At 66.3% G+C, this 12632-nt stretch carries 11 protein-coding genes; all 11 read right to left on the bottom strand.

The genetic code is table 11. The features are described from left to right. Positions 1-276 precede the first annotated feature (276 nt). On the bottom strand, positions 277-1275 hold the full coding sequence (locus tag AU252_RS10480; protein ID WP_058930660.1) for a glycosyltransferase family 2 protein: 999 nt from the start codon (positions 1273-1275) through the stop codon (positions 277-279). 1 nt (position 1276) lies between these two features. After that, positions 1277-2092 carry a glycosyltransferase family 2 protein gene (locus tag AU252_RS10475; RefSeq protein ID WP_058930659.1) on the bottom strand — a complete coding sequence of 272 codons (816 nt, stop codon included), beginning with the start codon at positions 2090-2092 and terminating at the stop codon, positions 1277-1279. Between the two features lie 534 nt (positions 2093-2626). Continuing rightward, positions 2627-3952 carry a M18 family aminopeptidase gene (locus tag AU252_RS10470; protein WP_058930658.1) on the bottom strand — a complete coding sequence of 442 codons (1326 nt, stop codon included), beginning with the start codon at positions 3950-3952 and terminating at the stop codon, positions 2627-2629. A gap of 10 nt (positions 3953-3962) precedes the next feature. Continuing rightward, the gene (locus tag AU252_RS10465; protein ID WP_058930657.1) at positions 3963-4856 is read right to left on the bottom strand and encodes an intradiol ring-cleavage dioxygenase; all 894 of its coding nucleotides are present in this window, start codon (positions 4854-4856) and stop codon (positions 3963-3965) included. A gap of 100 nt (positions 4857-4956) precedes the next feature. Continuing rightward, on the bottom strand, positions 4957-5649 hold the full coding sequence (locus AU252_RS10460; protein WP_083510346.1) for a response regulator: 693 nt from the start codon (positions 5647-5649) through the stop codon (positions 4957-4959). Further along, the gene (locus AU252_RS10455) at positions 5646-7010 is read right to left on the bottom strand and encodes a sensor histidine kinase (protein ID WP_058930656.1); all 1365 of its coding nucleotides are present in this window, start codon (positions 7008-7010) and stop codon (positions 5646-5648) included. The genes AU252_RS10460 and AU252_RS10455 overlap by 4 nt, the downstream gene beginning before the upstream one ends. A 20-nt stretch (positions 7011-7030) precedes the next feature. Then, on the bottom strand, positions 7031-7927 hold the full coding sequence (locus AU252_RS10450) for an ABC transporter permease (RefSeq protein ID WP_058930655.1): 897 nt from the start codon (positions 7925-7927) through the stop codon (positions 7031-7033). A gap of 5 nt (positions 7928-7932) precedes the next feature. Next, entirely contained in the window at positions 7933-8895 is a 963-nt protein-coding gene (locus tag AU252_RS10445; protein WP_058930654.1) for an ABC transporter ATP-binding protein, read from the bottom strand. Between the two features lie 175 nt (positions 8896-9070). Further along, a complete protein-coding gene (locus AU252_RS10440) occupies positions 9071-10567 on the bottom strand; it encodes a bifunctional phosphatase PAP2/diacylglycerol kinase family protein (protein WP_058930653.1) in 1497 nt (498 codons plus the stop codon). A gap of 29 nt (positions 10568-10596) precedes the next feature. Beyond that, positions 10597-11838, bottom strand: coding sequence for an MFS transporter (locus AU252_RS10435; RefSeq protein WP_205630664.1), 1242 nt, complete (start codon positions 11836-11838; stop codon positions 10597-10599). After that, a complete protein-coding gene (locus AU252_RS10430; RefSeq protein WP_058932878.1) occupies positions 11835-12608 on the bottom strand; it encodes a DeoR/GlpR family DNA-binding transcription regulator in 774 nt (257 codons plus the stop codon). Before AU252_RS10430 ends, AU252_RS10435 begins: the two co-directional genes overlap by 4 nt. Positions 12609-12632: the final 24 nt, after the last annotated feature.

Below are 12632 nucleotides of genomic sequence, written 5' to 3'. Positions count from 1 at the left end.
AAACATGGCCGGGACCCCATCCCTAGGGATGAGGTCCCGGCCACGTTTAGCGACGCGCCCGTCGCAGGATTCGAACCTGCGACACAAGGTTCAGGAATTTGATAGGCCGCACTTCTCGCCTGTTTATGCCGATGTTCGCGTTATGCGGACCTTTATGCGTCGTCACAGGTCAGATGGGGTGGAGAGCCTGGAATTATCGGCATAACCGCGGGGGCTGGCCCAAAGCACGGCTGCTGCTCACGTGTTGCGGGCAAGCCGTTTCATCGACACGTTCGCTCACTGGACCTCGCTCCACGGTGCGCGCGCAATGACGGTCCCGGACAGCGGGCGGCCCTCCACGTGCGCTAGCCGGCGTCCGCGTACGTACCCGGCGGCCGTCCAAGCCAGGACTGCGATGACGGCTCCCGCCCGGCCCAGCCCCTGCGGGTTGTCGCCCCGGCCCCAATCACGAATCCCGGAAAAAACGGCCCGCGGCAGTACGCTGCGCACGTATCGCCGCTCAGGGCCGAGAGCCCGCTTTTGGCCTACCACCCGGCTGACCTGGGCTTTGGAGATACCCTCGGACCAAGAACGCGACAGCATGTAGCGCAATGTCCCCCTGTCCGCCGGCACATGGTGACGGACCAAAGCCGCGGGTTCGTAGACGATCCGCGATCCGGGTGAGCCTATCTTCGAACGGATGCAGATCTCGGTCTCCTCGCAGCCAAGGGGCAAAGTGCCCTGGCGCCCCAGCGAAAGGTTGAAGCCGCCAACCTGGCGGAGGACTTCGAGCCTGAAGGACATGTTTGCGCCGATGACGTTCCGGACCTCGGAGGCCACCTTGGGCATTCCGCGGTGGCTGCATCCTACGATCCAGTCGAGCTCTTCACCGAAGTAGCCCGGACGGCCTGTTTCCCACACCGGTTCCACGCGGCCGCCGACGGCCAGGACATCAGGATCGTCATAAAGGGCAAGCAGCCGTTGAAGCCAGTCCGGGGCTGCCTCGGCGTCGTCGTCGAGGAAGGCCACAATGTCCGAGTCGGCAAGTAAGACGCCGGTGTTCCGCGCTCCGGACAACCCGCGTGGACCGCTGCTCTCCACCACCGTCACGTCATCCACAATTTCGGTGAGCCGCTCGTAGAGGCCCGCGTTATGGTCAATCACCACCAGGACCTCCTGGGGTGCAACTGATTGGGCCCGGACGGACTCTATGACGTCCAGCAACCGGTCCCAACGCCTTTCGGTATAAGCACAAATGACGATCGTTACGCTCGGGCGTGCACCACGATCCAGCATGCTACGCTCCCCGAACCAGGGAGAGAACCGTTTGAGGATCCATAGGCGTCCGCGGGACGCTGACATTTGCGTAGGTATATTTCACCCGGCGGAGGGCTTCAGGTCTGGCGCCTGCGGTGGGCGCCTCCCACATGGTGCATTCGCGCGCCAGCGTTCCCAGTACCCGCCAGCCATCACGGAACGTCTGCAGGTTCGACGCGCCGGAGATCCGGTCCAGCTCCAGGCTGGGGACTTCGGCAATGCGCAGACCGGCCTTTGCCGCCCGGACAATCAGCTCGGTCTCAATTTCAAAGCCGTCCGATTCCAGCTGAAGGATCTCCAGGCATTCCCTCCGAAACGCAATATATCCATAGCAAAGGTCAGAGTAGTTGCTATGCAGGACCGCATTGGCCAATCCGGTCAGAGCGCGGTTGCCGGCCTTCCTCAGCCGGGTCAGGTCTTCGGATCCTCCGCCCGTGACATGGCGCGAGCCCTTGACGAAGTCGAAATCGTGCTGAAGCGGGGCAACGAACCAGCCGATCTCCTGGGGATCCATGCTGCCATCCGCATCCAGCATGACAATGATGTCCCCCGAGGCTGCGGCAAAACCCGAACGGAGGGCCACGCCCTTACCCTTGCGCTGCTCATCGACGATGACAAGATTGTCACGGATAGCGCGGGCTACCCCCACCGTGTTGTCCGTGGAACGGCCGTCCACGATGACAACCTCGTCCACATACGAGGGAATCCGGCGAAGAACCCACGGGATATTCCTCGCCTCGTTCAGCGTGGGAATGACGACACTGACTGACGCCCTCGGAGCTTCGAAGGCCAGCATCGGGAATGTTATTGGGAGCTGGGTTGAAATAGACAAATACCTCACCACTTCATGACGCTTGCGGATTTAGTCAACTCCGCACTCGACTCAGAAGTCGGGCGCAGATTTATCGCTTTATCCGGTCATGGGTCTGGTCTCTGGCCCCAGCTCTCATTTAGCCTTCGACTCTGGCCGTAGAGATGAGCCTATGGCTGGCCTGAAGCGCCTGTCACCAGTGGCAGGTACTCACTTTTGAGCGCCGGACATACGTTTCCTACCCAAGTACAGGGGTTTGGCCGCCGGTCCGAATGTTAGGTATAGGGTTCTCATTCCGCCCATATTGTAGGGATTTGACCGCTGTATCTGGGCTAGCGCGCATAAGGGACTTCAGGTTGACGATTTCCAAGTGCCCGGGAGCCCCGATGAAAATGGCCCGTAGCGTCAGGTGTCCCGCCTTCCACGCAGCACCGCCGACATCCGCCAGCGGGCGGACCGAACGCTGGGAGGCCCCTTCCGGCCAGATAGCCGAATTGGCTGACCGCGTTCAGGCCACGCCTACATCGCAGTCCGGAAGAAAAGCTCCGTGACCGTTGCCAGCCGGTGCGGGTCCGCCACGCCGCAGAGCTCACGTGCGGAGTGCATCGAGAGCAGGGGCACGCCGACGTCGACAGTCCGGATCCCCAGGCGCGTGGCGGTCAGGGGGCCGATGGTGGAGCCGCAGGGCATCACGTTGTTGGACACAAATTCCTGGTACGGCACCTTCGCCTCCCCGCACAGCCTGGCCCAGAAAGCCGCGCCGGTGGCATCGGTCGCGTACCGCTGGTTGGCGTTGATCTTGAGCAGCGGGCCGCCGTTCAGGACCGGGTGGTTGGCCGGATCGTGCCGCTCCGGGTAGTTGGGGTGGACGGCGTGGCCGGCGTCCGCGGAAACGCAGAACGACGCCGCCAGCGCCTGCCGCCGTTGGCTCACCGTGGCGCCGAGTCCGTCGGAGATCCGCACGAGGACGTCTTCGAGGACGGGCCCGCACGCGCCGGAACGGGAGTTGGAGCCGATTTCCTCGTGGTCGAACGCCGCGAGGACGGCGATCGGCCCACCTGCCGCGCCGCCAGACGCAGCTGAAGAATGCGCGATCAGCGCCGCCAGCCCGGCGTGCGTCGCGGAAAGGTTGTCCAGTCGCCCGGAAGCGAAGAACTCACTGTTGGCCCCGAAAACCCCAGGTGCCTGCGTGTCTGCAATAACGACGTCGTACCCGCCGATCCTGGCCGGATCAACGGAAGCGCCGGGCACGTGGGACGCCAAAACCGCCAGCAGGTCAAAATCGGCGGGGTCCCCCAGGCCCCACACGGGGTTCATGTGCCGCTGCTTGTCCAGGGTGAGGCCGTCGTTCACGGCACGGTCAAGGTGGATGGCCAGCTGCGGGAAGCGGAGCATCGGCCCGGTGGCGGTGAGGTGCTCTGTGCCGTCCAGCATGACCAGCCGGCCCGCCAGCCGAAGTTCGCGGTCCAGCCAGGAGTTGAGCAGCGGCCCGCCGTAGACCTCCACGCCGGCCTGCAGCCAGCCGAAGGCTCCCGTGGTGGGCTTGGGCTTGAGCTTGAAGGACGGGGAGTCCGTGTGCGCGCCAAGGATGTTGAACCCGGTGGTGGGTCCGGCGTCTTCCGGGACCACCCAGGCGATCAGCGCGCCGTCGCGGACCAGGTAGAACGAACCGGCCCCGCCGGCCCAGGGCTCACGCTCGTCCAGGCCGGTGAACCCGGCTTCATCCAGCCGGCGGGCGGCCTCGTGGACGGCATGGAAGCTCGACGGCGATGCGCTGACATACGCGCCCAGGTCCTGGATGTGGTCACTGGCACTGGAGGCGGCGGCACTGGAGCGTGAAGGCATGGTTCCGAGTCTAGATGGTCACGTTGAGCCCCGCGGTGTAGCCGGCCGAAGCCGATCCGGTCATGGTTGCCAGCTGGTAGATGCCGCCGTCATTCCTGAAGACGTTGTCCGACTGCAGGGTGGTCCGCTTCATGTTCGCGACGCTGGCTTCGTAGCCGGGCGTGGCGTAGACGTCGTCGCAGGCGGCCTTGGTCAGCGCGATCTGCGATACCGCCAGCACCTGTCCGGCAGCCGTGGCGTTGCTCATGGACTCGAACACCTCGAAGTGGATATGCGGCCAGCGCCCGGAATAGGCTCCGGGGAAGATGGAGGTGAAGGTGACCTGGCCATTGACGTCCGCCTCCTGGACGCCGCGGAGGTAGTTTTCGTTTGCCAGTCCGGAATCGTACATGGAGTACCTGCCGTCCCGGTCGCAGTGCCAGGCGTACACGGCCGCACCTGCCAGCGGGACGCAGCCGTTGGCGTTGTCCAGCAGCGTCAGGGTGAACGTCAGCGGCACGCCTTCAGCCGAAGCAGACCCGGTTCCGAAGCTTGAGGTGATGTCCTGCCGCACTACCCCGGAGGCTGCCAGGACGTTGGGGCCGTTCGAGCCGTCACCGGGGTAGGGACCTGCTGTTTCCTCGGGGATCTCCACACCGCACTCCGCGATCGCCCGGGTAAGCGTGGGGCTGGCGGTGGGTGTCGCCGTCGTGGTGGCCGCACTGGCGGTGGCTGTGGCACTCTCCGTGGCGGCCGACGTCGACGTGCTGGCTGTGGTGCCTGACCCGCCGGGGGTGCACGCTGCCAAAGCGGCTGCCGCACCGCCGGCGCCGAGGAACATTCCGAGGGAACGGCGGCTGATCATGGTGGACAGATCAAACTCAAGGCCGCGGTCGTGGTTGGGGTGGGGAAGGTGGTTGCTCATGGCTCCATCCAACGCGCCCCGCCTATCCCCTGCATAGGCCCTTCCTGTGCGGAACCTGTGCGTCAGTAGGCCGCGCCAGCGTCAGTCGTCCGCGCCAGCGTCAGTAATCCGGATTGCTGGGGACCACCAGGCCTGTCTCGTAGGCGTAAACAACTGCCTGGACCCGGTCGCGCAGGTGAAGCTTGGTCAGGATCCGGCGGACGTGGGTCTTCACCGTTGCCTCGGAGAGGAAATACCGGTGCGCGATCTCGGCATTGGAGAGGCCCTCCGCCATGGCTTCGAGCATTTCTGTTTCGCGCGGCGTGAGGTCTTCGAGCAGCGAATCCCGCGGCGCGGTGGAGGGGGCCGGCACGGCTGCACCGCGGACATAGGTCTCCAGCAGCCGCTGCGTGACACGCGGGGCCACCACGGCATCCCCGCTGGCCACCACCCGGACGGCATTGACCAGATCCGACGGCGCCACGTCCTTGAGGAGGAACGCGGACGCGCCTGCCTGGAGCCCGGCGAAGGCGTATTCGTCCACATCGAAGGTGGTGAGGATGATGATCCGGGCGCAGGATCCGGAGGCGGTGATGGCGCGGGTTGCCTCGATACCGTCCAGCACGGGCATCCGGACGTCCATCAGCACCACGTCGGGTTTGAGGTCGCGGACCAGCCGGACCGCCTCGGCACCGTCGGAGGCTTCGCCCACAATATGCAGGTCTTCCTCGCCCTCGAGGATAAGGCGGAACCCCATCCTCAGCAGCGGCTGGTCATCAACCAGCAGGATGGTTATGGGTTGGGTTTCAGTCACGTGTGCCTTGCAGTCGGGGTGGACGGTTGTGGGGCTTCCGCGGGCTCGTCGGCCGGCCAGGTCAGGACGGCACACACGCGCCAGCCGCGGCCGCGCCGCCCGGCCACCACAGTGCCTGCGTAGATGCGCGCCCGCTCGGCCATCCCCGCCAGCCCCTGGCCGGAACCGGGCCCGACGCCGGAGCCTGGGAGTCCTGAACCCGGCCCGCCGCCATCGGAGGTGCCCGGGCCCGGGACTCCCGCGCCGTCGTCGAGCACTTCAATGGTGACCGTGGAGCCGGCCCGGACGATGCCCACGTCCACGCGTCCCAGCGACCGGCCGTAGCGGAGCACATTGGTCAGTGACTCCTGCACAATCCTGTAGACCGTCAGCTGGAAGGCCGCGTCGTCGGGCAGCGCCGGGCCGGTGTGCGAGTAGTGCAGCGGCAGGCCCGCGGTGCGGAAGCCCTCCAGGAGCTTCGCCAGGCTGTCGCCCGAAGCGAGCGGCAGCCGTGGCGCCGTGCCGCCGGCGTCGTCCCGGAGTACGCCCAGGACTCGCCGCATGTCCGCCAGGGCGGTCCGGCCCGTCCGCGACAGTTCGCCCAGCACTTCGCCGGCGCGGTCGGGGCTTTTCCGGACCACGACGGCGGCGCCATCGGAGAGGCTGACCATCACCGTCAGTGAGTGCGCCACGACGTCGTGCATTTCGCGGGCGATCCGGTTGCGTTCGTTGACGGACGCCAGGCTGGCCGTCCGCGCCGCCCAGGCGGCGATCTCCTGCTCATGTTCCCGCCGCTGCCGCACCGAGATGCCGATCCCGGTGGCGATGACGTTGGACAGGGCGATTGTGGCGCCGGTGGCGATGCTGGTCAGGAGGTGGAAGTCGCCGGGATTGCCGCCGGCATCGTGGACGAAGGAATTCTCCATGGGACCAACGGCGGCCAGCAGGTACAGCAGGGCCAGCGGCGCCGTGGCGGCGGCCATGGCCACCAGCGCGAACCGGCGCGTGTGCACCACGGCCACGGCATACAGCGAGAACCACAGGCCCGCCGAGACATTTGAGCCCCACGGGTGCAGCAGCGTGACCGCTACTTCCATCACCGCGACGAAGGCAGCCAACGCCACGGAGTGGGAGCGCCGGAAGAACAGGGCCCCGGCGACCACGAAGAGGAGCGCCGCCGCCAGCCAGGCGCCGGACATGACCGAGTCCACCACGGTCGGCGCCACCAGCAGCGCGTAGCTGAACACCACCACACCGTCCATCACCCGGGGGTGCTGGTAAAGGTAGCGCCGGAGCAGCCCGCGGCGCTTGGCCGTGATTTCGGCAAGGGACGCGTCGGCCTGGCTGGCCGGCGCGTCCCTGACGAGAGCCGCTTCATTCATGCTTAGAGCCTAGTGTCCGCCTAGACGTCGCGTTTCTTAAGCACAATCATGGCCGGTACCAGGAACAGCAGAACGTAGCCCAGGAATATCAGGCCGCCATGCCAGGGATCGATGATGCCGTCGATGTGGCCAATGGAGAGGAACCGTCCGCCGGCATCGCTGGGGAGGTACTGGGGCACGTACTTCCAGAAGTCGCCGGGTATGAACGTCATAAAGCTGGCCGCGATGGACAGGACAAAGAACAAGCCCACCAGGACTGTGATGCCGCCGGCGGAGTTGCGCAGCAGTGCGCCGAGCGACAGGCCGATCAAGGCCACACCGGCCACGTAGAGGCCGCCCGTGAAGACGCTGTACAGCACGCCTTCCGTGGACCAGTCCAGGTCGAAGCCCAGCCCTTGGAACACCGGCATGGCGATCAGGAAGGTGGCAACAGCAGCGATGGTGGTGATGACGTAGGAGATCACGGCGAGCAGGATTGCCTTGGCCACAAAGGCCGGCGTGCGGCGCGGGACGGCGTTCATGGTGGAGCGGATCATCCCCGTGGCGTATTCGGAGGAGATGAACAGGACGGCCAGCGAGCCCAGCACCAGGATGCCGATCTGCAGGCCGGCGTTGGGCAGGTTGTACAGGTCGAAGCCCGAGCCCGGCGGGAAGGACTGCGCCATCATTTCCGGCGTCAGGGTCTGGCCCTGGTCCCGCGCCTGCCTGGTCATTTCGTCCAGGAACGTGAATCGGATCAGGACGGCAAGGGCCCCGACGCCGACAATCGCGACCAGGGTCAGGAGCAGCAGGATGCGGGTGGACATCAGGGAGAACAGCTTGATCCATTCGGACCGCAGCACACCGGCGAAGGTCACGCCCTTGGTACCAGCGGTGGAGCGGACCCGGGAAGTTTGGGTTTCAGTCATGGTGGTCATCGTCCTTACTTTCCTGCCGTTGCCGGGGCGGTTTCCCGGGCGAACTCGCCGGAGGGTCCACCGGTCAGGTGTGAGTGGTATTCCACTTCGTCCTTGGTGAGATCGAAGTAGGCGTCTTCCAGAGACGACTGCTGCGGGGTGAGTTCGTAGACGAGAACCCGGTTGTCCAGTGCCACCTGGGCGATCTGGCGTGCGTCCAGGCCTGTCACTTCCAGGGTTTCGGGCTGGCCCTGGTCCACGGTCACGCCATCGCCGGACAGCAGGGCGGACAGCTGGGTGGCTGCGGACGTGCGGACCAGGGTCTTGACCTGACGGGTGCCCGCAATGATGTCCTGCACGGGGGCGTCCGCGATGATTTTGCCGCGGCCGATCACAATCAGGTGGTCTGCCGTCTGGGCCATTTCGCTCATGAGGTGTGAGGACAGGAAGACGGTCTTGCCCTGCCCGGCGAGGTAGCGGACCAGGTTGCGGACCCACAACACACCTTCCGGATCGAGGCCGTTGACCGGCTCGTCCAGGATCAGGGTCTGCGGGTCGCCAAGGAGCGCGTTGGCAATGCCCAGGCGCTGCCCCATGCCCAGCGAGAAGCCGCCTGCCTTCTTCCGGGCCACTGCCTCCAGGCCGGTCATTTCGATGACTTCATGCACCCGGGACGTGGGAATGTTGTGCGTCGCCGCCATGGCCCGCAGGTGGTTGTAGGCGCTGCGGCTGGTGTGGACTGCTTTGGCGTCCAGCAGCGCACCCACCTGGTGCAGGGGGGCCTTGTGATCGGCGTAGTGCAGGCCGTTGACGGTGACCGTGCCCGACGTCGGCCGGTCCAGTCCCATGATCATGCGCATGGTGGTGGATTTGCCGGCACCGTTCGGGCCCAGGAAGCCCGTTACCTGCCCTGCTTTGACGGTGAAGCTGACGCCGTCAACCGCCGTTTTGCTGCCGTAGACCTTTGACAGGCCTGTTGCCTCAATCATGGAAATGTTCCTTAGAACAGCAGCCTGGTGGCTGCGGGATGCGGGGAAGTTTTCGTGTGTACGCTCCACGCTACCGACGGCTCGGCCGGATTTCGCCTGTCTCAGGGATGATTCAGGGTCGAATCAGGGTAGTCCGCACGGATGATCAGGGGTCCCCTCAGGGGGCGCAGCAGCCTTAGGTGCGGGGCGAGTAGTAGGTCAAGGCACGCGGTTCCACCCGGATCCGGACGCTGCGCACGCCCGCCAGCGCCTCGCCGTCGACCGCCAGTGCCAGGGGGGAGCCCTCCGACTCAATCCGGACCTCGGTAGCCTCCCGCAGATGGGTGATCCGGGAGGTCGCCACCGTGCCGGTCAGCACCGACCACAGGAGCCGGAGCCGGGCAAAGGATTCGTCGGCGGTGATCATGCGGACATCCAGGACGCCGTCGTCCAGCACGGGCCGCGACAGGGGCGCGTGGTCCCGGGGGTAGTAGCGCCCGCGTCCGATGTACGCGATCCAGAGTTTGTGCCGGACACCGTCCACGGTCAGGGTGGTGGGTGTTCCCGCGGCGAAGGTCCGGAACATTGCCACCACGCCGGCCAGCGGTTTGCCGAGGGCCGGCTGCAGCTGCTCCCTGCGCCGGACCAGGTTGGGGTAGAGGCCGATGCTGGCCGTGTTCAGCATGACCAGGTCAGCCGTTTCCGGGTTGCCCGCCAGCCCGCGCTCCACGGTCACAAGGCCGACGTCGGCCCGCGCGGCTTCACCAGCGGCCGCGGCTGCCACAGCGTCCTTGAGGTTGGCAGTCCCCGTGTCCCGCGCGAAGTGGTTGAGCGTCCCGCCCGGGAGCACCAGCAGGGGAAGGGAATGTTCGACGGCGGCTGCGGCGGCGGTGCCAACAGTACCGTCGCCGCCCCACACGCCCAGGGCACGGGTGCGCGGGTGGGAAGCGGTGGCCTGGATGGCCTCTTCCAGGCTCTCTCCCAGCTCGACCGTTTTTATATACGCCTTGGGGAATACTTCCTGGAGTGCGCCTGCCGTTTGTTCCGTGAAGGAGCCGCCGAGCGTATTCACCACGATGCTGAGACCTTCACCGGCCGGCAGCTCCGGGGCCTGGGTTGCGGTGCGCGATACTCCGGGAAACGGTGGGCGGACGGGCCACCACTTACGGGTCACCAGCGCCGCCCCTGCGCCGATCGCCGAACCGAAGAACACATCCGATGGCCAGTGGGCCCCCGTGTGGACGCGGGAATAGGCCACCCCCAGCGCCGCCGGCGCAAGTGCCGCACCGACAACCGGCTTGACCAGGCCGGCGCCGAGCGCGAAGGCGATAGCTGAGGCCGAATGCCCCGATGGCATGGACGAACTGGTGGGCTGCGGATGGACGAACCGGAAAACCGGCAGATGCTCAGGGAGCGGGCGTGCCCGCGGCAACAGGGTCTTGAACACCACGTTGGTCACCGCCGATGCCACCGCTTGGGCGATCAGCCCGTGCAGGGCGGCCCGGCGGGGTTTGCCGGGGAAGGCGGCCATGATCGCCGCTGCCCCGATCCACAGTTTGCCGTGGGTGGCGGAGGCGGAGAGGCGCCGGAAAAACTCATCGTGGTTTCCACCCGGGAACGACGACACGCCGCGGACCAGGTGCCGGTCAAAGCGGCTGATCCAGCCCGGTCCATTGCGCCACACTCTGTACATCTCCCCACCCTAATACCGGTGGGGTTCCCCTACTTGGAGGACTGGGGCGCGGAGGACTGGGGCTTGGAGGGCTGGGACTTGGAGGCCAATGGCCTCGCGGCGCCGGCGAGGAGCAGTGCCACCAGGATCGGGGCGAGGATCGCGAGGAGCGCCAGGTGGATTCCCGTGAGGTCGCCCAGGTAGCCCAGCAACGGCGGGCCGGCGAGGAACGAAACATACCCCAAAGTGGATACAACCGAGACCCGCGCCGCTGCATGCTTCGGATCGTCGGCCGCCGCTGACATTCCCATGGGGAAGGCCAGCGCGGAGCCCACGCCCCACAGCGCAGCACCAACCCCGGCCAGCCAGATGTTCCCCGCGAGCACAAACAGGCACAGACCCGCGGTGGCCGCGGCCATGCTGGCCCGGAGCACTACGACGCGGCCGTAGATGTCGATCACGCGGCCGCCAAAGAGCCGCATCGCCGTCATCGCCAGGACAAACAAGGCGAACATCAGGGCACCGGTGGATTCCGAACTGCCCAGGCCGTCAACAGTGGCCTTGGCGATCCAGTCGTTTCCGGCGCCTTCGGTGAGGGTTGCACCCAGGACCACAACGCCGATCAGCAGGGTGCGGCCGTCACGCCAGGCCGATGGCCCCTTCACGGCCGTCGGTTCACCCTCGACCGGAGCGGCCTGGGCCGCGTGGGGGAGGAAATAGCGGGGCGCCACGAGGGCTACCACCACTACTACAGCGGCGATGACCAGCAGGTGCAACGGCAGGCCAATACCGAGTGTTGAGAGGCCCGCACCGATCAGTGCCCCCACAAAGGCCCCGCCGCTGAAGGCCGCATGGAACTGCGGCATGATGGTGCGCCGAAGCTTGTGCTCGACGTCGGCACCTTCAATATTCTGGGAAACGTCCCACAGCCCGACGCCAATGCCGAAGAAGAACAGGGAAACGGCAGTGCCCGGGATAGATTCCGCCGACAGGGAAAGGGCAATGCCCACCCCGGCCAGGGCTGACAGCAGACCGCCTGTGCGCACGGCATTGGCGGTGCCGATCTTCCCCACCACAAGTCCCGCCGTCGGAAGGGCGAGCAGGGAGCCGACGGCGATGCACAGCAGCAGCGTGCCCATCTGGCCGGAGGTCAGGTGCAGCGTCTCGGTGACGGCGGGGATCCTGGCGGCCCAGCTGGCAAAGACAAAGCCGTTGATCCCGAAGACCACAAAAGTGGCTGCGGCGGCTGCCCTGAGGGACGGTCCGGCCGTCGTGCTGGTGTTGATGCTCATGCTTTGACTACTTCCACCGAGAGCTTGTTGAGGTGTGCGAGTTCGTCCGCACTCAGGTCTTTGTCCGTAACTATCACGTTCACTGCGTCCAAGGGGGCAACCAGGGCCATCGCGGTGGCATTCCATTTGGCGCCGGCGCAGGCAACAATCACCCGCGCCGCGGATTCGAGTCCGGCCCGCTTCACTGCGGCGTCTTCCAGATCATGGGCCAGGAGACCGTCCCTGAGGTTCAGGGCGCAGGGCGTGACCACCGCCGTGTCGAAGCGCAGGGACCGGATGTTGGCTTCCGCGAGCGGGCCGCGGAAGGAGAGCTCGCCGGGAACCAGGCTTCCGCCGGGGAGCAGCAGGGCGGGACGCTGGCCGGCATGCGGGTCGTCGTCGGTGACCGTCGTCAGGGCGCGCATGGACATGGGCATCAGCGTCAGTTCGCGCCCGCGGAGGACGCGGGCAATTTCCGTGGCTGTGGTGCCGCTGTCCAGCCACACGAGTTCGCGATCTCCCAGCAGGCCTGCAACGGCGACGGCGATCCTGGCCTTCACGGCCTGGTCTTCGAGTTCGCGCTGGCCGTAGCCCGGGTTTTCGCCGCCGGCAATCAGGCTCCTGGCACCGCCATGAACCCTGCGCAGCACACCATGCGATGCGAGCAGCTCGAGGTCGCGGCGGATGGTGGCGCCCGATGCGTCGCACGCCTGGGTCAGCTCTTCCACCGAGATCTCGGCCTGGTGGCGAAGCAGCTCCCCGATCAGGCGGTGCCGCTCTTCAGTCTTCATGCTCATATGATAGCAATTTTTGAT

The sequence above is a fragment of the Pseudarthrobacter sulfonivorans genome, assembly GCF_001484605.1.
Lineage (GTDB): Bacteria > Actinomycetota > Actinomycetes > Actinomycetales > Micrococcaceae > Arthrobacter > Arthrobacter sulfonivorans_A.
The sequence above is the reverse complement of the archived record's forward strand: the minus strand, read 5'-3'. Positions and strand labels throughout refer to the sequence as shown.

What these genes read in the sequence shown, in the direction of transcription:
- AU252_RS10445 (WP_058930654.1), bottom strand. Translation starts at nt 8,895, where the DNA reads ATGATTGAGGCAACAGGCCTGTCAAAGGTCTACGGCAGCAAAACGGCG.
- AU252_RS10450 (WP_058930655.1), bottom strand. Translation starts at nt 7,927, where the DNA reads ATGACCACCATGACTGAAACCCAAACTTCCCGGGTCCGCTCCACCGCT.
- AU252_RS10440 (WP_058930653.1), bottom strand. Translation starts at nt 10,567, where the DNA reads ATGTACAGAGTGTGGCGCAATGGACCGGGCTGGATCAGCCGCTTTGAC.
- AU252_RS10435 (WP_205630664.1), bottom strand. Translation starts at nt 11,838, where the DNA reads ATGAGCATCAACACCAGCACGACGGCCGGACCGTCCCTCAGGGCAGCC.
- AU252_RS10470 (WP_058930658.1), bottom strand. Translation starts at nt 3,952, where the DNA reads ATGCCTTCACGCTCCAGTGCCGCCGCCTCCAGTGCCAGTGACCACATC.
- AU252_RS10430 (WP_058932878.1), bottom strand. Translation starts at nt 12,608, where the DNA reads ATGAAGACTGAAGAGCGGCACCGCCTGATCGGGGAGCTGCTTCGCCAC.
- AU252_RS10465 (WP_058930657.1), bottom strand. Translation starts at nt 4,856, where the DNA reads ATGAGCAACCACCTTCCCCACCCCAACCACGACCGCGGCCTTGAGTTT.
- AU252_RS10480 (WP_058930660.1), bottom strand. Translation starts at nt 1,275, where the DNA reads ATGCTGGATCGTGGTGCACGCCCGAGCGTAACGATCGTCATTTGTGCT.
- AU252_RS10455 (WP_058930656.1), bottom strand. Translation starts at nt 7,010, where the DNA reads ATGAATGAAGCGGCTCTCGTCAGGGACGCGCCGGCCAGCCAGGCCGAC.
- AU252_RS10475 (WP_058930659.1), bottom strand. Translation starts at nt 2,092, where the DNA reads ATGCTGGCCTTCGAAGCTCCGAGGGCGTCAGTCAGTGTCGTCATTCCC.